The sequence below is a fragment of the Bordetella ansorpii genome (assembly GCF_900078315.1).
In the GTDB taxonomy this organism is placed as follows: domain Bacteria; phylum Pseudomonadota; class Gammaproteobacteria; order Burkholderiales; family Burkholderiaceae_B; genus Bordetella; species Bordetella ansorpii.
On record NZ_FKBS01000029.1, the window covers coordinates 1 to 18,078 of the forward strand.

The following is an 18,078-nucleotide window of genomic DNA, read 5'->3' on the forward strand; positions in this document are numbered from 1 at the left end:
ACGATTTCCTCACAGGCCGCGGCCACGCCGGGCGAGTAGGCCAGCGCCAGGTCGCGCTGGGTGACCAGCGGCTTGATGGCGTTGACGGCGATCTTCCCGGGCTTGGGAAACTCGTGGTAATCCAGGGCGGCTTGACGATTGTTGGTGTCCATTGGCGTCCGATTGTGTAAATGAAATGACGAACCGGTGACAATGCTACGCCCCATCCATAAGGTGATTATTTGGTTTTGCTATGATTTCATCACCTAACGCTTATGGTTTGATGCGTCCCCATGCCTGAATCTCCGTCCAGCGAGGCCGCGCGGCGCCTGACGGCCCGCCTGAAGATGCGGCACCTGGCCCTGTTGTTACAGATTCGGCAGCACGGTTCGCTGACCCGGGCGGCCGAACGCATGGCCATCAGCCAGCCCGCTCTCACCAACACCCTGACCGAACTCGAAGGCATGTTCGGCGCCCCGCTGTTCGAGCGTTCGGTGCGCGGCATGACGCCCACCGCGCTGGGCGACGTGGTGCTGGGCCGCGCCCAGGCCATGCTGCAGGACCTGCAGCGCATGGTCGACGACATGGAAGCGGTGGCCGCCGGCCACGCCGCCCACCTGCAGGTCGGCGTCACCCCCTTCATTCCCGGCCGCATCCTGTCGGCCGCCGTGCACCAGGCCCGTCCCGACGGCCAGCGCCTGACGGTCACCCTGCACGAAGGCGCCGTCGCGCAACTGCTGGCGCAACTGCGCGATCACACGCTGGATCTGGTCATCGGCCCCGCGGTCGCCGGCCTGGACCTGTCGCAGCTCGCCTTCGAAACGTTGTACCGCCAGCCGCCGCGCCTGATCGCCAGCCGCCGCCTGGCCGCGCAACTGGGGCGCCAACGCCTGGACTGGCGCGCATTGGCCGAGCTGGACTGGATCCTGGGCGCGCCGCAAACGGGCACGCGCGCACAACTGACCGACCTGTTCCTGGGCGCGGGCGTGCCGCCGCCCATGCCGGTGGCCGAAAGCGGCTCGCCGCGCCTGATCGGAGAGATGATCAGCGCCAGCGAACGCGCCATTTCGATCCTGCCGGCGGATATCGCGGAAGAGCTGGGCCGGGTGACCGGCGTGGCGGTGGTGCCCTACTCCTTCCACTGGAGTCCGCCCCCCATCGCGCTATACAGCCGCGCGGGCGCGGCGCCACGCGCGGCGGAACGCCTGTTTTCGGCGGCGTTGCGCGAGAGTTGCCGGTTGTACTACCCGGATGCCGGCCCATCGGGCGGATAGACGAGCCAGCGGGAACGCCTACTGGAACGCCGTCTCCATGAACGTGCGCAGCTTGCGCGAATGCAGCCGTTCGGGCGGCATTTCACGCAGCAGCTCCAACGCGCGGATGCCGATCTCCAGATGCTGGTTGACCTGCCGGCGATAGAACGCGCTGGCCATGCCGGGCAGCTTCAGCTCGCCATGCAGGGGTTTGTCGGACACGCACAGCAAGGTCCCGTAGGGCACGCGGAAGCGGAAGCCATTGGCGGCGATGGTGCCCGACTCCATGTCCAGCGCGATCGCGCGCGACTGCGCGAAACGCTGCACCAGCTCCCCCTGGTCGCGCAGTTCCCAGTTGCGGTTGTCGATGGTGGCGACCGTGCCCGTGCGCATGATGCGCTTCAGGTCCCAGCCCGACAGCCCCGCCACTTCCTCCACCGCCTGCTCCAGCGCCACCTGCACCTCGGCCAGCGGCGGCACGGGCACCCAGGTGGGCAGGTCGGCATCCAGCACGTGATCGTCGCGCACATAACCATGCGCCAGCACGTAATCGCCCAGCCGCTGCGAATCGCGCAGGCCCGCGCAGTGTCCCAGCATCAGCCACGCATGCGGACGCAGCACGGCAATGTGATCGGTGATCGTCTTGGCATTGGACGGCCCGACTCCGATGTTCACCAGCGTGATGCCCGAATGATTGGCCCGCACCAGGTGATAGGCCGGCATCTGCGGCAGCCGCGCCATCCCGGGCGTGGGCGGCTCGGCATCGCCGCGGCGCGTGATGCGGTTGCCCGGCTCGACCAGCGCCTCGTAATCCCCTTCGCCTGACGCCATCAGCGCGCGGGCCCGGGCGCAGAACTCGTCCACGTAGAACTGGTAATTGGTGAACAGCACGTAGTTCTGGAAATGCGCGGGCGCCGTCGCGGTGTAGTGTTGCAGGCGATGCAGCGAATAATCCACGCGCGTGGCGGTGAACGGCGCCAGCGGACGGCGTTCGCCCGGCTGCCCGCGCCAGGTGCCATTGACGATGGCGTCGTCCGTCACCGCCAGGTCGGGCACGTCGAACACGTCGCGCAAGGGACGGCCCAGGTTCTCCAGATGCTCGCCCTCCACATACGCGCCGTCCGGAAAGGCGAAATGCAGGGGAATCGGCATGTCCGACTCGCCCACCTCGACCGACGTGCCGTGGTTCTGCAGCAGCAGGCGGATCTGCTGCTCCAGGTAATCGCGGAACAGGATGGGCTGCGTGATGGTGGTCTGGTAGGCGCCCGGCTCGGCCACGTGCCCGTATGACAGGCGCGAATCGATCAGGTCATGGGTGCCCACGGCGATGCGCACCGCGGGGTAATACACCCGCGCGCGGCCCGCGTCGTCGGTGCGGGCCAGCACGTCCTGGAAGGCCTGGCGCAGGAAGGCGGTATTGCGGTCGTAGATATGGATCAGGCGCTCGACCGCCGCGCGGGCGTCGTCGAAAGGCTGGAACGGAATGGGATCGGGCCGGCGCAGGGTGTTCGGTCCGGGGGCAGCGTGCATCATCGATTCGGCTCCTGAAGCGCCGTGCCGGCGTGCGCCGGCGCGGCGAACTGTGGCCGATTATGCCCGAGCCGGCCGACCGCCGTATGCACGCCCCGGTGCGGCGGTCGCTTTTCAAAAAAGAACAATATATCATTACAAGACTTATCACTGCCTCTCCCGTCATGCCCGTGCGCCGCATCGGCCCTCTTGCGTTCCTGCCCAGGCAGCCGTTGGCTCGCCTGGCGGCGCTGCTGTGGCTGCTGGCCTGCATCCTGGGCACGCCCGGCGCGGCAACGCTGCACGTGCTGTCGCACGTGGCCAGCACCGCCGCCAGCACCCGGGACGACACGCCGGCGACGCACCACGACGAACAATGCGAGCTCTGCGCGGCCTGGCACGAATTGGGCAGCGCACTGCCCAGCACGCCGCCCTTGCTGCCGGCGGCCACGCCACGCGCCCTGCCGCCGGTCCTGGCCAGCGCGCCCACTCCCCGCACCGCCGCGCCGCGCTGGTTCCATCCCCGCGCCCCGCCCATCCAGGCCTGAAACGCCCGCAAGCGCCTTTCGCCCGCGCTGCCCACCCGATGAACCTGCTTCACGACCCTCCCGCGATGCGCCGGTTCGCGCTCGCGCGATGCGTCGATGGCACAGGACACCGATCGGGCAGTTGCCAATCCCTGGATCACATCGACCATGCAAAACCACATTCCGTCCGCGCCCCGCGCGGCACGCGCCGCCGCGCGCCTGTCCCTCACCCCTCTCGCGCTGGCCCTCGCCCTGGCCGCCTCCTGCGCCCACGCCCAGAACGATGCGGGCAGCGGCATCACGCTGGCCCCGGTCATCGTCACCGGCAACCCGCTGGGCAGCGACGAACTGTCCTCCCCCTCCACGGTCGTGCAGGGCAAGGAACTGGATCTGCGCCGTGGCGCCACCCTGGGCGAGACGCTCAATGGCCTGCCCGGCATCTCCACCACCACCTACGGCCCGATGGTGGGCCGTCCCATCATCCGCGGCATGGACGGCGACCGCATCCGCCTGATGCAGAACGGCGTCGGCACACTGGACGCCTCCTCGCTGTCGTTCGACCATGCCGTGCCGCAGGATCCCCTGTCGGCCGACCGCGTCGAGATCCTGCGCGGCCCCGCCGCGCTGATGTACGGCGGCAACGCCATCGGCGGCGTGGTCAACACCATCGACAACCGCATCCCCATGGAACCCATCGACGGCGTGCAGGGCACCGTGGTGGGCAGCTACGGCAGCGGCAGCCGGGACCGCAACGGCGGCGTACAGGTCGAGGGCGGCAACGGCACCGTGGCCATCCATGCCGACGTCTACGGCCGCAAGACCGGTGAGTTGCGCATCCCCGGCTACGCCCACAGCGCCTCGCAACGCGCGCTGGACCCCGCCGGCGAAGACCAGGCGCGCAACCGCCTGCCCAACTCCGACGGCCACGACGACGGCGGCGCGTTCGGCCTGTCCATCACCGGCGACCACGGCTATGGCGGCGTTTCCTACAGCGGCTTCGAATCCGAATACGGCTCGGTGGCCGAGTCCGCCGTGCGCATCCGCATGCGCCAGGAACGTTTCGGCATGGCCGGCGAAATCCGCGACCTGGACGGCTTCATCAAGAGCGTGAAGGCCAATTTCGCCTACACCGACTACCAGCACAAGGAGATCGAGGACGGCGAGACCGGCACGATCTTCAAGAACCGCGGCTACGAAGCCCGCCTGGAAGCGCGCCACGCCGACCTGGGCCCGGTGCACGGCGCCATCGGCCTGCAATTCGGCCAGACGAAGTTCTCGGCCCTGGGTGACGAAGCCCTGGTGCCCACCACCGACACCGACAGCATGGCGCTGTTCCTGGTCGAGGAATGGAAGGTGAACGACCGCCTGACGCTGTCGGCGGGCGCCCGAGCCGACCACACGCGCCTGTCGCCCGCCGCTGGCGGCAACGAGCGCTTCGACGGCTCGGAAGAACGCGACTTCACCGCGGGCAGCGCCTCGCTGGGCGCGGTCTACAAGCTGGATCCGACCTGGTCCGTGGCGGCCAACGGCGCCTACACCGAACGCGCGCCCACGTTCTATGAGCTGTACTCCAACGGCCCGCATGAGGCCACGGGCCAGTTCCTGACGGGCGACCAGCACCTGGGCAAGGAACGCGCCTGGTCCGCCGACCTGGCGCTGCGCTACAAGCAGAATGCCAACCACGGCAGCATCGGCGTGTTCTATAGCCGCTTCGCCAACTACCTGGGCGAATTCAACACCGGACGCTATCGCAACGACGACGGCGACGTGGTGGACGCCAGCACCGACGACGCGCTGCCCGAAGCCCGCTACCGCGGCGTGCGCGCCCAGTTGTACGGTATCGAAGCAGAGAGCGTGACCCGCGTGCTGGAGCGCAACGGCCACCGCCTGGACCTGGGCCTGACCGGTGACTACACCCTGGCCCGCAATCTGGAAACCGGCGAGCCGCTGCCCCGCATTCCGCCGCTGCGCCTGCGCGTGGCGCTGGACTACGGCTACGGTCCGTTCGACGCCGGCGTCAGCCTGTCCAAGGCCTTCTCCCAGCACCGCCGTCCCGACGAGGACACCTCGACCGCCGGCTACTACAGCCTGGACGGCAACCTGGGTTACCGCTTCAAGCTGAACGCCACGCAATGGCAGGCCTACCTGCGCGGCATCAACCTGACCAACCAGGACATCCGCTACGCGACCTCGGTGCTGCGTGACGTGGCGCCGCAAGGCGGCCGCGCCGTGCTGGTGGGGCTGCGCGGCAGTTTCTAGGCGTTGATGGGGCGGACCTACGGAATGTAGCGGTCCGCCCCTTGTCCATGCTTCTGAAACGGATTGGAAATACTTCATGAAATATGACGAACGCAATGAAACTTTATACCCCTATAATCGTCACAACTTTCATGATGCTTCGGCGCAACACGCCGTCATCTTCTTCATTTGCGCCGGCTTCCCCTCGCTAGCCGCCGTCATCCGCGCTTTCTTCCCCGACGTCCAATGACTCCGCCACAGCGAAAAAAATCATTCACGATTCCGCTTACTTTTCCGCTGGCCGCATCAGCCCTTGCCTTAAGCCTGCTGTCGCTTCCCGCGCAAGCCACGCTCTCCAACCCGCCAGCCCGCGCCAGCCTGGAAGGCCTGCGCCTGGTGGGTGAAGCCACCGTTCCCACGCTGCGCGACATGGTCGTGCGCGCGGGTATGGAAGCCATCGGCACTCCGTACTCGTGGGGCGGCGACGATCCCGAAGACGGTTTCGATTGCAGCGGCCTGGTGCTGTTCGTGTATCGCGAGATCGCCGGCGTGAATCTGCCCCGCACGGCGCGTGCCCAACGCAAGACGGGCAAGGCGGTCACCCGCACGCAACTGCAGCCCGGCGACCTGGTCTTCTTCACCACGCGCGGCCGCCGCGGCGGTATCTCGCACGTCGGCATGTATATCGGTCGTGGCGAGTTCGTGCATGCTCCCAGCCGCGGCGACTCGGTTCGCGTCGACCGCCTGGACAACACGTACTGGCACCGCAATTATGCGGGCGCGCGCCGTTACCTGAAGGGCGGCGAAACGCGGGTCGCCAGCGCCGGCCAACCCTGAAGGCTGGCCGGGCGCCGAAGCGCCGGGCGCCGGAACGCCCGCCGCGGCAACCCCTGCCGCCGGGGCGGCGCGGGACTTACCCCCGCCCCACGAAGGGCATGGTCGTCGCCATGATGGTCATGAATTGCACGTTGGCATCCAGCGGCAGCGCGGCCATGTCCGCCACCGCGCGGGCCACGTGGCCCACGTCCATGCGCGGCTCCACGCGCGTGCTGCCATCGGCCTGAAGAATGCCGGCCGCCATGCGGTCGGTCATCTCCGTCACCGCGTTGCCGATGTCGATCTGCCCGCATGCGATGCCGTCGTTGCGGCAGTCCAGCGAGATCGACTTGGTCAGCCCTGTCACCGCATGCTTGGTCGCCGTATAGGCGATGGAATACGGCCGCGGCGCGTGCGCCGAGATCGACCCGTTGTTGATGATGCGGCCGCCGCGCGGATTCTGCGCCTTCATCAGGCGGATGGCCGCCTGCGCGCACAGGAACATGCCGGTCAGGTTGGTGTCGACCACCTCTCGCCAAGTCTCCACGGGCAGTTCCTCGATCGGCACCGCCGGCGCGCCCCGCCCCGCATTGTTGAACAGCACGTCCAGCCGGCCGTAGGCGCGCTGGGTTTCGTCGAACAGTTCGCGCACCGAGGACTCGCGGGTCACGTCGGTGGGCACCACCAGCGCGCGGGCGCTGTCGTCGCCCGCCGCCACGCGAGTGTGTTCGAGCGGCTCGGGCCGGCGGCCCGCCAGCACCACGCGGTAGCCGCGCGCCAGAAGCTCCAGGGCCACGGCGCGGCCGATGCCGGTACCGGCGCCAGTGACCAGGGCGACCTTGGCGGGTTGATCGTTCGTGTGCATGCCCATCTCCTTATTCTTCGGCTGGGGGAATTCTTCGGCAAGGGAATCGGCGCATCCTAGCAGCAACGGCCACAGTCTTGCCGACAATCCGCAACACAGCCTGCCGATTTGCTATTCTTCGTGTCTTGCCGTTTTTGTTTCAGCCACATGACCCACTCGCCCGGAAACGTGTTCATGGTCGTCGCCCCCAGCGGGGCCGGCAAATCGAGCCTGGTTCGCGCCCTGCTCGACCGTGATCCTTCCATCATCCTGTCGATTTCGTGCACCACGCGACAGCCGCGTCCGGGTGAGGCCGACGGCCGCGAGTACCGTTTCGTCACAACAGAAGCATTTACGCAGATGCGCCAGGCAGACGCCTTGCTGGAGTGGGCCGAGGTGCATGGCAACTTCTACGGCACGCCGCGCGACCGCATCGATGCGGCCACGGCCGCCGGCCAGGACGTGCTGCTGGAAATCGATTGGCAAGGCGCCCGCCAAGTCAAGCAGCGCTATCCGCAGGCCATCGGCATCTTCATCCTGCCGCCTTCCATCGAGGAACTGGCGGCCCGCCTGAAGGCGCGCGGACAGGATGACGCCGCCGTGATCGAGCGCCGCCTGCTGGCCGCGGGGGGCGAGATCGCCCATGCGCCTGAATGCGAATATGTTATTATTAATCAAGAATTTAGCGTGGCGCTGTCCGAGCTAGGCCAAGTTGTCAGTGCCGCCCGGCTGCGTTTTGCTTCCCAGGCCGCCCGCAATGCCCAGTTGTTCGCGCAGTTGGGCATCCCCGCGGCGCACTAGCCGTCCCCTTCCGCCGCGCATCCCTTCCTTCCATCCGTATTCCCTCCAGGTATCGTCCATGGCCCGTATTACCGTCGAAGATTGTCTGAACCAGATCCCCAACCGCTTCAAGCTCACGCTGGCCGCCACCTACCGCGCCCGCGAGCTGGCCCAGGGTCATGCCCCGCGCCTGGACACCAAGGACAAGCCGACCGTGACGGCACTGCGTGAAATCGCTTCGGGCCTGACCGGCCTGGAAATGCTCCGCAAAGTCCCGACCTGATCGGGCCCCGCGAGGCGCGGCATGGCATTTCCCGGACTGAGACACGCATCGTCTGGGCTGCTGGCCGCGCTACGCGCCGGTTCGCGGCTTGGCCGGCGATCCGAACGCAAGAATCCTGCCGTCGGCAATAATGCCGCGGCGCAAGCGGCGGAGCCCGCCGCCTCGCCCGTCGCATCGCTGGCGCCGCTGACCGAAATCATCGGCAGCTACCTCGACCCCAAAGACGTCGAACGCGTGCGCGAAGCCTATCGCTTCGCCGACCAGGCCCACCTGGGCCAGTTCCGCGCCAGCGGTTCGCCCTATATTTCGCATCCCATCGCGGTCACCGAGATCTGTGCCGGCTGGAAGCTCGACGCCAACGCATTGTCGGCCGCGCTGCTGCACGACGTCATCGAAGACCAGGGCATCACCAAGCAGGAACTGGCCGAGAAGTTCGGCCCCGAGGTGGCTGAACTGGTCGATGGCCTGTCCAAGCTCGAACGGCTGGATTTCGCCACCAAGGCCGAGCAGCAGGCGGAAAGCTTCCGCAAGATGCTGCTGGCCATGGCGCGCGACGTGCGCGTCATCCTCATCAAGCTGGCCGACCGCCTGCACAACATGCGCACACTCGAGGCCGTCAGCGCCGAAAAGCGCCGCCGTGTCGCGCGCGAGACGCTGGAAATCTACGCGCCCATCGCGCACCGCCTGGGCCTGAACCTGCTGTTCCGCGAACTGCAGGATCTCTGTTTCGCGGCCATTCATCCGAACCGCTACCAGGTGCTGTATCGCGCCGTGCTGGCCGCGCGCGGCAACCGGCGCGAGGTCATCGGCAAGATCGAGGACGCGGTGCGCACCGCCCTGCCCGCCGCCGGCATCGAGGCCGAGGTCACGGGCCGCGAGAAGACGCTCTACGGCATCTACCGCAAGATGCTCGAGCAGAAGAAGTCCTTCTCCGAAGTGCTCGACATCTACGGCTTTCGCGTCATCGTGCACACGCTGCCCGAGTGCTACCTGGCGCTGGGCACGCTGCACCAGCTCTACCGTCCGGTGCCGGGCAAGTTCAAGGACTACATCGCGATCCCCAAGGTCAACGGCTACCAGTCGCTGCACACCACCCTGGTGGGTCCGTACGGCACGCCGGTCGAGTTCCAGTTCCGCACGCGCGACATGCACCACATCGCCGAGGAAGGCGTGGCGTCGCACTGGCTGTACAAGGAAGACGAACTCAGCCTGAACGACCTGCAGAAGCGCACGCACCAATGGCTGCAGTCGCTGCTGGACATCCAGAGCCAGACGGGCGATTCGGGCGAGTTCTTCGAACACGTCAAGGTCGACCTGTTCCCCGACGCCGTCTACGTCTTCACGCCGCGCGGCAAGATCATCTCGCTGCCGCGCGGGGCCACGCCGGTCGACTTCGCCTACGCCATCCACACCGACATCGGCAACCAGGCGGTCGCGGCCAAGATCAACAACGAGTTCGTGCCGCTGCGCACCGAGCTCAACAGCGGCGACACGATCGAGATCATCACGTCGCCGGCCTCGCGGCCCAACGCGCAGTGGCTCAACTACGTGCGCACGGGCCGTGCGCGCTCCGAGATCCGCCACTACCTGCGCACGGTCAAGTACGAAGAGTCCGTGGGCTTCGGCGAACGCCTGCTCGCGCAGGCGTTCCAGGCCCTGCACCTGACGCTGCCGCCCGCCGACGATCCGCAATGGGAAAAACTGGCGCGCAGCACCGGCGCCAGTTCGCGCGACGAGATCCTGGCCGACATCGGCCTGGGCAAGCGCCTGGCCGCCGTGGTGGCGCGCCGCTTCACGCCCGACAACCCGCTGGTGGCCACCACGGCCGCCGCCGTCGACGAAATCACCTCCGCCCGCGCCGCGCCCATCCTCATCCAGGGCAACGAAGGCCAGGCGGTGCAACTGGCCACCTGCTGCGGCCCCCTGCCCGGCGATCCCATCATCGCCGGCATGCGGCTGGGCCAGGGCGTGGTGGTGCACACCACCGACTGCCCCGTCGCCATCCGCGCGCAGACGCGCGAGCCCGAACGCTGGGTGCCCGTGGCCTGGGACAGCCAGACCGCCAAGCACCTGTCCACCCGCCTGGACATCATCACGCGCAACGAGCGCGGCGTGCTGGGCCGGCTGGCCGCGGAAGTCACCGCGGCCGACGCCAACATCGTGCACGTCACCATGCACGACGACGCGGTCTCCACGGTCTCGCTGCACCTTACCGTGCAGGTCGACAGCCGCAAGCATCTGGCCCAGGTCATCCGCGCCGTCCGGCACGTTCCGCAGGTCCAGAAGATCGTGCGTGTAAAAGGCTGATACGCCTTCGATACCGTCCGTTTCCAGCGAGCGGGTTCAGACAGATCCGGTAGCAAACGGCCCGCGAGCTTTCAGAAAGTTGAAAGTCGCGGGCTTGGACAATGGGGCCCCTTTTCCCTACCGAGACCTGACAACAATATGCGCGCCCTGCTCCGCAGTCTGACGCTTGCCGTCTCCCTGTCCGCCGCCTTCGCTCCCACGATCGCCTCGGCCCAGAATGCCGCCGCCCAGAAAGAGATCGACGCGGCCTCTCAGGCCGCGATGGCCGCCGCGCAGGAAGGCCCGGCCGACATCAAGCTGGACGACCAGGCCACGCTGAAACTGCCGGCCCGAATGGTGTTTGTGCCGAAGGCCCAGGCGCAGCGCCTGATGCAGGCCCACGGCAACGGCACGAACCCCGAGATGATGGGCCTGGTGCTGCCCACCGGCGAAGGCGAATGGCTGGCCACCATCGATTTCGAGAAGGCCGGCTACATCAAGGAAGACGACGCGAAGGATTGGGATACCGACGAACTGCTGCAAAGCCTGAAGGACGGCACCGAAGAAGCCAACAAGGCGCGGCGCGAACGCGGTTTCGACGAGATCGTGGTGGGTGGATGGACCGAGGTGCCGAAGTACGACGCCGCCTCGCACCGCCTGGTGTGGTCGGCCCTGGCCAGGAACAAGAACGGCCCGGACGAGGATCCCACGGTCAACTACAACACCTATGCGCTGGGCCGTGACGGCTACATCTCGGTGGACCTGATCACCAGCCAGAGCCAGTTGCCGGCGGACAAATCCGTGGCCCTGTCCCTGCTGGACAACATCGGCTACGTCGAAGGCAAGCGCTACGCCGACTTCGATTCGTCCACCGACAAGGTCGCCGAATACGGACTGGCTGCGCTGGTGGCGGGCGTGGCGGCCAAGAAGCTGGGTCTGTTCGCGGTGATCGCGGCCTTCCTGGCCAAGTTCGCCAAGGTGGGCTTCATTGCCGTGGCCGCCGTCATCATGCCTCTCATCCGCCGCCTGCGCGGCAAGAAGAACCAGACGCCCCAGACCCCGGCCTGAGCGCGCGATGAAGCTGCTACTGCTGCTGTTTTCCGGACTGAAGTTCCTGAAGTTCGGCAAGCTGCTGACGACCGGCGGCACCATGCTGCTGTCGATCGGCGCGTATGCGCTGGTGTTCGGCTGGCGCTACGCGGCGGGCTTCGTGCTGCTGATCTTCGTGCACGAGATGGGCCACTACGTGGCGGCCCGCCAGCGCGGGCTGGACGTCGGCGCGCCCACCTTCATTCCGTTCGTGGGCGCCTGGATCCAGTTGAAGGACATGCCGCACGATGCCGAGACCGAGGCCTATGTCGGCCTGGGCGGGCCGTTCGCCGGCACCCTCGCGTCGCTGGCCTGCTACTTCGCCGCTCGCGATACCGGCAGCGACCTGCTGCTGGCGCTGTCGTATTCCGGGTTCTTCATCAACCTGTTCAACCTGATTCCGGTGTCGCCGCTGGACGGCGGCCGCATCACCGCGGTGCTGTCGCCGCGCGTCTGGCTGCTGGGCGTGCCGGTGCTGGTGGGCCTGTTCTTCTGGTCGCCCAGCCCCATCCTGATCCTGGTGGCCATCCTGGCCCTGCCCAATGCCATCAAGGCGTTCAAGTACGACCCGGACCTGCCCGAGAACCAGGCCTACTACGGCGCGACCACGTTGGAAAGCAAGCTGACGTATGGCTGCGCGTACCTGGCGCTGGTGGCCTTGCTGGCCATCCTGTCGCATGATGTGCATGAGATGCTGTCGCATGTGCGGCGGTACTGATCCCCGCGAGGCATGCCCCCATGAGAGTGGACGTCACCGAACAGATACGGATCTATGACGAGGTCTTGAACGACCTGCAGGACTACTTTCTGCTGGCTGACCTCCAGACCGTCCAGGACTTCAAGAACCGGCACGCCATCGGCGACGACATGCTCACGCCGATGGTCACGACGGAACTCGGCGACCGGATCGTGGAAGAAGGCGCGCTGCTGCCTTTGCCCGGTATCGCCAACCATCCGTATACGGTGATTTTCAACCGCAGCGGCAAGCCGGTTCTGGAAGCAGCACAGAACCGCATCGTGCACCGGCAGGCCGGCTATCTGCTGGACGTCACCAGCGAACGCATCTTTCTGTTCACCATCCCGTATCTACGGCATTGGGATAGCGGCCTGCCCCACCTGAAAGATCACCGGCCTTCGTTCGCGCTGCCCAATGGCATGTACGGCGTGGAAGTGCTGGCGGGCTACGCGCTGATCGATGGCGACGAGGAGACTGTCATCGAGTTCGTCATCGGACCGGCCGATGGCGGATTCCATGCGGATTTCAATTACCGCTACGAGCTGGAGTGAGCCGATTTCGCGTGCAGCAGAAATATCACAGTGGATGACACTCGGCTTGGCTTGAGCTTATGATTTGAAGCACAGCACGGGACAAGGCGAGTATGATGACTACGGCAAAAAAAGCACCTGCGGCAAAGAAAGCCACAAGTGTTGGCGGGGCTGCCAAAAAAGCCACGGCGAAGGCCGCGCAACCGGCGCGCAAGGTGACCAGGCCTGCCACCCAAACCTCACCGGGCAAGAGCCAGGTCGTCACTGTCATCCCCGCTTCCACGAAATGGGGCAAGACGACCGTTACCGTGTCTGCCAACGGAGTGCTCAAAGCGACGACCACTTCGGCATCGGGGCGAGAAACCACCTTTGATCTTTCTCGACGCAAGCTGGTAGACAAGTACCCTGATATCAAACCTCGCCCGGCACCAAAAAGCGTTTTGAAGCTCGACGAGGAAACGCGCCGGTCGCTGTTGGCATCCATGCTGCTGAAGTAATGGTCATCCCAGCGAAAAAGCCCGCGGACTATGAGTACCGCGTGTTTCTCAATTGCCCGTTCGACGACGATTTCAAACCGCTTTTCGACGCGATCATTTTTACGATCCAGGATCTCGGCTTCCAAGCCCGACATGCCTTGATCGACAACGCCTCGGCATTGCGCGTCGAGCGCATTGCCAGCGAGATCGCGACCTGCAAGTACTCATTGCATGACATGAGTCGTGTGCAATTGGGAGCCAACCACCTTCCCCGCTTCAATATGCCGTTCGAGGCTGGCATCGCCTATGCGGTTTACGCCATGAACCCATACAAGCGCGATCACCACATAGGCATACTGGACGAGGTGCCGTATCAGCACAACGCCAGCATCAGCGACCTGGCTGGGCTGGACCCAAAGATTCACCATAACGATCGCGATAAGGCCATCAGTTGCGTTCGCGACTTCCTACGCAAGAAATCCGCCACGTCGCTCCCTGGCGCGGCTCATGTCACTCAGCGCTACCTGGCTTTTGAAGGCGTGCTGGCCAAGGCCGCCAAGGCGCAAAAAGTTGAGTTGAGCGAACTTCGCTCATGGGACTATGCCAATGACCTCCAGGCAACGATGGCAGACTGGATACGTCAGAACCCATCGTAAGACATCGCAGTCACAGCGTTCGCAGAAACGAGGGACTCCCCGCGACAGTGCAGTGTCCCTCGCCTGAATGCCCGTATCTACGCCACGTGCTGCAGGAAATCCTTCAGCCGCTGGCTGGGCGGATTGGCCAGCAGTTCCGCGGGCGGGCCATCGTGCGCGATCTTGCCGCCGTCGATGAAGATCAGGCGGCTGCCCACCTTGCGGGCGAACTCCATCTCGTGCGTGACCACCACCATGGTCATGCCCTCTTCGGCCAGGTCGCGCATCACCTTCAGCACTTCGTGGCGCAGTTCGGGGTCCAGCGCGGACGTCGGCTCGTCGAACAGCATCAGCTTGGGGCGGATGGCCAACGCGCGGGCAATGGCCACGCGTTGCTGCTGGCCGCCGGACAGCTCGGACGGATAGTGGTTCATGCGCTCGGCCAGCCCCACCTTGCCCAGCAGCTCCTCGGCCAGTTGGCGGGCTTCGGCGCGGCCGGCGCCGCGCGTATGGATCGGGCCGAACATCACGTTGTCCAGCGCCGTCATCTGCGGGAACAGATTGAACTGCTGGAACACCATGCCGGCCTCGCGGCGGATGTCGCGCACCTGCTGCGACGAGCCATGCACGCTCAGGCCGTCGACCAGGAGATCGCCTTCCTGGATGGTCTCCAGCACGTTGATGCAGCGCAGGAATGTGGACTTGCCGGAGCCCGACGGCCCGACGACAACCACCACCTCGCCCGCGTTGATGTCCAGCGTGATGCCGTTCAGGACGGTGGTCTCGCCGAAGCGCTTGATGACGTTGCGGAATTCGACCATGCTCATTCGATACCCTCCTGCCGCTGATCGGTGATGGAAGCCGGCTCGGCGAGCCCTGCGCCAGCCAACCGCTGCGTGTAGATCCCAGCGCGTTTCAAGAGTGCGGGATGGCTCATAGGATGCGCATCCTCTTCTCCAGCAGGCGCAGGCTGAGGGCGATCAGCCCCGTCAGCGCCAGATAGACGATGGCCACCGCCGACCAGATTTCCAGCGCGCGGAAGTTGCTGGCCATGATCTCCTGGCCCTGGCGGGTCAGTTCGGCCACGCCGATCACGATGAACAGCGACGAATCCTTCAGGCTGATGATGCACTGGTTGCCCAGCGGCGGAATCATGCGGCGAAATGCCACCGGCCCGACGATGTGCAGCAGGATCTTGCGGAACGGCAGGCCCATCGCCTGGCCCGCTTCGCGCAGGCCCTTGTGCACGGACTGCAACGCACCCCGCACGATCTCGGCGATGTAGGCGCCGGAGTTGATGATGAGCGTGGCGATGGCGGCCGGCACGGCCTCGACGCGGATGTCGGACACGATGGGCAGCGCGAAGTAGATGAACATCACCTGCACCACGATCGGCGTGCCGCGCACCACAGCCACGTAGATCGACGCCACGTCGGCAGCCAGCATGCCCAGTTGCGCGCCCAATGCGGCCAGGCCTCCCTTGCGCAAGGCGGGCGCCAACATCACCGCCATCACCGCCAGCATCACGATCCAGTAGACCAACTGGGCCAGGAGCACATAGCGCGTGAGCACGATGAAGTAGACCAGCACGGCCGCGATGAGGACCCACGGCAGCGCGGTGACGCGCAGGCCGAGACCCTGCATGGAATCAGGCACGGCGGCGCGACCATAGGTCTTGGCCACGCCCGCCAGCACACCCAGCAGAAAACCGCCGATCAGGCCGGCCAGGGTGATCTTGACGGTCATCAACGTGCCGTCGAGCAGATTGGGCAGCGCGTCCCAGATGACAGACCAATCGAAGTCCACGGTTGCTCCCCATAGATGCCGCGTGTGTCATGCGCGCAGCCCACCGCCCTTGTCTGGGCAACGGTTGTCGCGCAACGCAGCGGCAAAGAAAACCAGGGCGCCACCCGCAGGCAGCATCCCCATCGATACGCTTGCGCCGATGCACCGGGACGCGCCGCGCGCCCCGCGCATGGGCGGGCTCAACCCGTATGGGGCATCAGGGCTGCTTGCCGAACCACTTGGTGTACAGCGCGTCGTACTGGCCATTCGATTTCAGCGTGGCCAGGGCCTTGTTCACCTTGGGCACCAGGTCGCTGCCCTTGGGGAAGGCGATGCCGTAGAAATCGCCGCTCTTGACCAGGCCCGCCACCTTCACGCGGCCCTTGCCGGCGGTGTTGGCGTAGTACTGGACGTTGGGCGTGTCGTGCACGGCGGCGTCGACACGGCCGGTGGCCAGCTCGAGGTAGGCGTTGTCGATGTTGGGGAACAGCTTGAGCTTGGCGTCGGGCACCTGGCTCTTCATGAAGTCGACCGTGGCGGTGCCGGTCTTCACGGCCACCGTTTTGCCCGACAGGTCCTTGGCCTGCTTGACCTTGTCGTCCTTGGCATTGACCAGGATGGCCAGGCCGCTTTCGTAATAGGGATCGGAGAAGTCCACGACCTTCTTGCGGTCGTCACGGATGGTGATGCCGGCCAGGGCCGCGTCGATGTTCTTCGTTTGCAGGCCCGGGATGATGCCGTTGAAATCCATGGGCTGCAGCTTGTACTTCAGGTTCAGCTCTTTGGCGATGGCGGCCCACAGTTCGATGTCGAAGCCGGTGTAGACGTTGCCCTGCTTGAACTCGAACGGCACGAACGCGGTGTCGGTGGCGACGATCAGCTCACGGTCTTGGGCCGAGGCGACGGGCGCCACGGCATACAGCGCGACGGACATGCCCGCCAGGACGGCGGCGAATTTTGTTTTGATCATGGAGTTGCTCCCTCTGGGTCAGGATCTGGTTCAGATACATGCACGCAACGGCTGGCCCTGTTTTTTGATAGTGGCCTGGAGCACGGCGTCCAGGGTGAGGACGTCGGCTTGGGCCATCTTAGCAATGTGTCCCCGGCTACGCCACCTCGGTTATTTTTTGTCGCCGGGCCGTCCCCAAGACAAAATCCTGGCAACGGCACTTGCTGCGGTGCGATCGCGATAAAAAAGCTGGACCAGCCGCTGCGCTCCCCTCGGCTCCGATCCGCCGCCCCTCCTACAATCACCACAACCCTGGAGGCCGTCATGTGGTTCAAACCGGCAAGCATTTCCGGCGCGCGTCGGCGCGTCGGCGTGGAACTGGGCAAACTGGGCCGCGCGCGGTTCAGTTCGTTTCTCGACCAAAGTCCGCTATGGGCGGCGTTGCGGCCCTGGAGAGGCCACGCGTACCTGGACGAACTGGCGGGGCATGCGCAGCGGGCGCTGCCCGCCGTCTGGGAAGAATTCGAAGGCATGGCCGAAGGCCTGCGCGTGCCCTTGCCCGACCTGTTGCTTTGGCAAAGCCGCGGCGACCTGCTGCATCCCGCCGCCGACGGCTGCACGTCCATCGCCTGGCGTGGCCGTGACGGCGCGTGCTGGATGGGCCACAACGAAGACGGCGATCCGTATCTGTACGGCCGCTGCGCGCTGGTCGACGTGCGGCCCGACGACGCGCCGGGCTATGTGGCCTTCGCCTATCCCGGCTCGCTGCCGGGCCACGCCTTCGGCGCCAACCGGGCCGGATTGGCCCAGACCATCAACAACGTGCGGGTGAAGACGCGGCGCTCGGGCGTGCCGCGCATCTTCCTGGCACGGGCGGTGCTGGACTGCGCCACGCTGGACGAGGCCCTGGCATTGCTGGATGCGCACCCGCGCGCGGGCGGCTTCCATCACCTGCTGGGCTCGGCCCCCGATGGCAGGCTGGTCGGCGTGGAAAGCGTGCCGGGCGCATGCTCGGTGGCGCCGATCGAACGCGGCACGGGGCATGCCAACCATCTGCTGCATCCGGGCACGTCCACCGTCCCGCAGGTGATCACCGATTCGTCGCGCGCCCGGCAGCAACGGGTCGAGAACCTGATGGATCAATGGGACGCCGACAGCGGCCCGGACAACGTCGTGGGCGCGCTGCTGGACAACGCCGGGGATCTGCCCATCCTGCGGATGGACAAGGACGATCCCGACGGCGAGAACACAATGGCGACGGCCTTGTTCGAACTGCGCGACGGCGGCGTCACGCTGCGGGTATACGACCGTGCGCCGAAGCCATTGACGGAAATCAGGATCGTGTAGGACCAACCGAAGCGGG

At 66.1% G+C, this 18,078-nt stretch carries 19 protein-coding genes and 1 pseudogene; 14 read left to right on the top strand and 6 right to left on the bottom strand.

Annotated features, from left to right (window positions below; genetic code table 11):
* Positions 1-272 precede the first annotated feature (272 nt).
* Positions 273-1,253, top strand: coding sequence for a LysR substrate-binding domain-containing protein (locus A7W11_RS21865; RefSeq protein ID WP_066419367.1), 981 nt, complete (start codon positions 273-275; stop codon positions 1,251-1,253).
* Between the two features lie 18 nt (positions 1,254-1,271).
* Here the strand turns inward: A7W11_RS21865 and A7W11_RS21870 are convergent, their stop codons facing one another.
* The gene (locus A7W11_RS21870; protein WP_066421557.1) at positions 1,272-2,762 is read right to left on the bottom strand and encodes an AMP nucleosidase; all 1,491 of its coding nucleotides are present in this window, start codon (positions 2,760-2,762) and stop codon (positions 1,272-1,274) included.
* Positions 2,763-2,926: 164 nt separating this feature from the next.
* Between A7W11_RS21870 and A7W11_RS21875 the strand changes: the two genes are divergently transcribed.
* The 4 genes from A7W11_RS21875 (at position 2,927) to A7W11_RS21885 (ending at position 6,343) form a co-directional block, all read left to right on the top strand.
* Positions 2,927-3,289, top strand: coding sequence for a DUF2946 family protein (locus tag A7W11_RS21875; protein WP_066419370.1), 363 nt, complete (start codon positions 2,927-2,929; stop codon positions 3,287-3,289).
* A gap of 147 nt (positions 3,290-3,436) precedes the next feature.
* Positions 3,437-5,527 carry a TonB-dependent receptor gene (locus A7W11_RS21880; protein ID WP_066419371.1) on the top strand — a complete coding sequence of 697 codons (2,091 nt, stop codon included), beginning with the start codon at positions 3,437-3,439 and terminating at the stop codon, positions 5,525-5,527.
* A 76-nt stretch (positions 5,528-5,603) separates the two neighbouring features.
* Positions 5,604-5,756 (top strand): hypothetical protein, encoded by a 153-nt coding sequence (locus tag A7W11_RS28135; RefSeq protein WP_156523197.1) that lies wholly within the window; start codon positions 5,604-5,606, stop codon positions 5,754-5,756.
* Positions 5,753-6,343 (top strand): C40 family peptidase, encoded by a 591-nt coding sequence (locus tag A7W11_RS21885; protein WP_066419373.1) that lies wholly within the window; start codon positions 5,753-5,755, stop codon positions 6,341-6,343. The genes A7W11_RS28135 and A7W11_RS21885 overlap by 4 nt, the downstream gene beginning before the upstream one ends.
* 76 nt (positions 6,344-6,419) lie before the next feature.
* Here A7W11_RS21885 and A7W11_RS21890 read toward each other — a convergent pair whose 3' ends face one another.
* Complete coding sequence (locus tag A7W11_RS21890) at positions 6,420-7,187, bottom strand: SDR family oxidoreductase (protein ID WP_066419375.1); 768 nt, start codon at positions 7,185-7,187, stop codon at positions 6,420-6,422.
* A 147-nt stretch (positions 7,188-7,334) separates the two neighbouring features.
* Here A7W11_RS21890 and gmk point away from each other — a divergent pair, with 147 nt between their 5' ends.
* The 8 genes from gmk to A7W11_RS21925 all read left to right on the top strand — a co-directional run bounded on the left by gmk (position 7,335) and on the right by A7W11_RS21925 (position 14,002).
* On the top strand, positions 7,335-7,967 hold the full coding sequence (gene gmk / locus A7W11_RS21895) for a guanylate kinase (RefSeq protein ID WP_082887426.1): 633 nt from the start codon (positions 7,335-7,337) through the stop codon (positions 7,965-7,967).
* Between the two features lie 58 nt (positions 7,968-8,025).
* Entirely contained in the window at positions 8,026-8,229 is a 204-nt protein-coding gene (gene rpoZ / locus A7W11_RS21900; RefSeq protein ID WP_025516363.1) for a DNA-directed RNA polymerase subunit omega, read from the top strand.
* Positions 8,230-8,250: 21 nt separating this feature from the next.
* Positions 8,251-10,536, top strand: coding sequence for a RelA/SpoT family protein (locus A7W11_RS21905; RefSeq protein ID WP_066419380.1), 2,286 nt, complete (start codon positions 8,251-8,253; stop codon positions 10,534-10,536).
* Between the two features lie 138 nt (positions 10,537-10,674).
* Complete coding sequence (locus A7W11_RS21910) at positions 10,675-11,583, top strand: DUF2167 domain-containing protein (protein ID WP_066419382.1); 909 nt, start codon at positions 10,675-10,677, stop codon at positions 11,581-11,583.
* 7 nt (positions 11,584-11,590) lie between these two features.
* Positions 11,591-12,322, top strand: coding sequence for a site-2 protease family protein (locus A7W11_RS21915; RefSeq protein ID WP_066419384.1), 732 nt, complete (start codon positions 11,591-11,593; stop codon positions 12,320-12,322).
* 20 nt (positions 12,323-12,342) lie between these two features.
* Positions 12,343-12,891: a hypothetical protein gene (locus A7W11_RS21920; RefSeq protein ID WP_066419388.1), complete on the top strand. Its 549-nt coding sequence runs from the start codon at positions 12,343-12,345 to the stop codon at positions 12,889-12,891.
* A gap of 92 nt (positions 12,892-12,983) precedes the next feature.
* Positions 12,984-13,367: a hypothetical protein gene (locus tag A7W11_RS28875; protein ID WP_156523198.1), complete on the top strand. Its 384-nt coding sequence runs from the start codon at positions 12,984-12,986 to the stop codon at positions 13,365-13,367.
* The gene (locus A7W11_RS21925) at positions 13,367-14,002 is read left to right on the top strand and encodes a hypothetical protein (RefSeq protein WP_066419390.1); all 636 of its coding nucleotides are present in this window, start codon (positions 13,367-13,369) and stop codon (positions 14,000-14,002) included. Before A7W11_RS28875 ends, A7W11_RS21925 begins: the two co-directional genes overlap by 1 nt.
* 77 nt (positions 14,003-14,079) lie before the next feature.
* On the opposite strand, the gene glnQ is transcribed toward A7W11_RS21925, so the two are convergent.
* The 4 genes and pseudogenes from glnQ to glnH all read right to left on the bottom strand — a co-directional run bounded on the left by glnQ (position 14,080) and on the right by glnH (position 16,736).
* On the bottom strand, positions 14,080-14,808 hold the full coding sequence (gene glnQ, locus A7W11_RS21930; protein WP_066419392.1) for a glutamine ABC transporter ATP-binding protein GlnQ: 729 nt from the start codon (positions 14,806-14,808) through the stop codon (positions 14,080-14,082).
* Between the two features lie 106 nt (positions 14,809-14,914).
* Positions 14,915-15,505, bottom strand: coding sequence for an ABC transporter permease subunit (locus A7W11_RS21935; protein WP_082887513.1), 591 nt, complete (start codon positions 15,503-15,505; stop codon positions 14,915-14,917).
* Positions 15,506-15,646: 141 nt separating this feature from the next.
* Positions 15,647-15,787: pseudogene (glnP, locus tag A7W11_RS29180) on the bottom strand (glutamine ABC transporter permease GlnP); the annotation flags it as partial.
* Between the two features lie 196 nt (positions 15,788-15,983).
* Positions 15,984-16,736, bottom strand: a complete 753-nt coding sequence (glnH, locus tag A7W11_RS21940) for a glutamine ABC transporter substrate-binding protein GlnH (protein WP_066419394.1) — start codon at positions 16,734-16,736, stop codon at positions 15,984-15,986.
* Between the two features lie 303 nt (positions 16,737-17,039).
* Between glnH and A7W11_RS21945 the strand changes: the two genes are divergently transcribed.
* Positions 17,040-18,062, top strand: a complete 1,023-nt coding sequence (locus tag A7W11_RS21945) for a C45 family autoproteolytic acyltransferase/hydolase (RefSeq protein WP_066419396.1) — start codon at positions 17,040-17,042, stop codon at positions 18,060-18,062.
* The last annotated feature ends 16 nt before the right edge of the window (positions 18,063-18,078 follow it).

Excerpts from the sequence above, each read along its gene's own strand:
- A7W11_RS21925 (WP_066419390.1), top strand. The coding sequence starts at position 13,367 with ATGGTCATCCCAGCGAAAAAGCCCGCGGACTATGAGTACCGCGTGTTT.
- A7W11_RS21915 (WP_066419384.1), top strand. The coding sequence starts at position 11,591 with ATGAAGCTGCTACTGCTGCTGTTTTCCGGACTGAAGTTCCTGAAGTTC.
- A7W11_RS21920 (WP_066419388.1), top strand. The coding sequence starts at position 12,343 with ATGAGAGTGGACGTCACCGAACAGATACGGATCTATGACGAGGTCTTG.
- A7W11_RS21875 (WP_066419370.1), top strand. The coding sequence starts at position 2,927 with ATGCCCGTGCGCCGCATCGGCCCTCTTGCGTTCCTGCCCAGGCAGCCG.
- A7W11_RS21885 (WP_066419373.1), top strand. The coding sequence starts at position 5,753 with ATGACTCCGCCACAGCGAAAAAAATCATTCACGATTCCGCTTACTTTT.
- A7W11_RS28875 (WP_156523198.1), top strand. The coding sequence starts at position 12,984 with ATGATGACTACGGCAAAAAAAGCACCTGCGGCAAAGAAAGCCACAAGT.
- A7W11_RS28135 (WP_156523197.1), top strand. The coding sequence starts at position 5,604 with ATGAAATATGACGAACGCAATGAAACTTTATACCCCTATAATCGTCAC.
- A7W11_RS21890 (WP_066419375.1), bottom strand. The coding sequence starts at position 7,187 with ATGCACACGAACGATCAACCCGCCAAGGTCGCCCTGGTCACTGGCGCC.
- A7W11_RS21905 (WP_066419380.1), top strand. The coding sequence starts at position 8,251 with ATGGCATTTCCCGGACTGAGACACGCATCGTCTGGGCTGCTGGCCGCG.
- A7W11_RS21880 (WP_066419371.1), top strand. The coding sequence starts at position 3,437 with ATGCAAAACCACATTCCGTCCGCGCCCCGCGCGGCACGCGCCGCCGCG.
- glnQ (WP_066419392.1), bottom strand. The coding sequence starts at position 14,808 with ATGAGCATGGTCGAATTCCGCAACGTCATCAAGCGCTTCGGCGAGACC.
- A7W11_RS21865 (WP_066419367.1), top strand. The coding sequence starts at position 273 with ATGCCTGAATCTCCGTCCAGCGAGGCCGCGCGGCGCCTGACGGCCCGC.
- glnH (WP_066419394.1), bottom strand. The coding sequence starts at position 16,736 with ATGATCAAAACAAAATTCGCCGCCGTCCTGGCGGGCATGTCCGTCGCG.
- A7W11_RS21870 (WP_066421557.1), bottom strand. The coding sequence starts at position 2,762 with ATGCACGCTGCCCCCGGACCGAACACCCTGCGCCGGCCCGATCCCATT.
- A7W11_RS21945 (WP_066419396.1), top strand. The coding sequence starts at position 17,040 with ATGTGGTTCAAACCGGCAAGCATTTCCGGCGCGCGTCGGCGCGTCGGC.
- A7W11_RS21910 (WP_066419382.1), top strand. The coding sequence starts at position 10,675 with ATGCGCGCCCTGCTCCGCAGTCTGACGCTTGCCGTCTCCCTGTCCGCC.
- rpoZ (WP_025516363.1), top strand. The coding sequence starts at position 8,026 with ATGGCCCGTATTACCGTCGAAGATTGTCTGAACCAGATCCCCAACCGC.
- A7W11_RS21935 (WP_082887513.1), bottom strand. The coding sequence starts at position 15,505 with ATGCTGGCGGTGATGGCGGTGATGTTGGCGCCCGCCTTGCGCAAGGGA.
- gmk (WP_082887426.1), top strand. The coding sequence starts at position 7,335 with ATGACCCACTCGCCCGGAAACGTGTTCATGGTCGTCGCCCCCAGCGGG.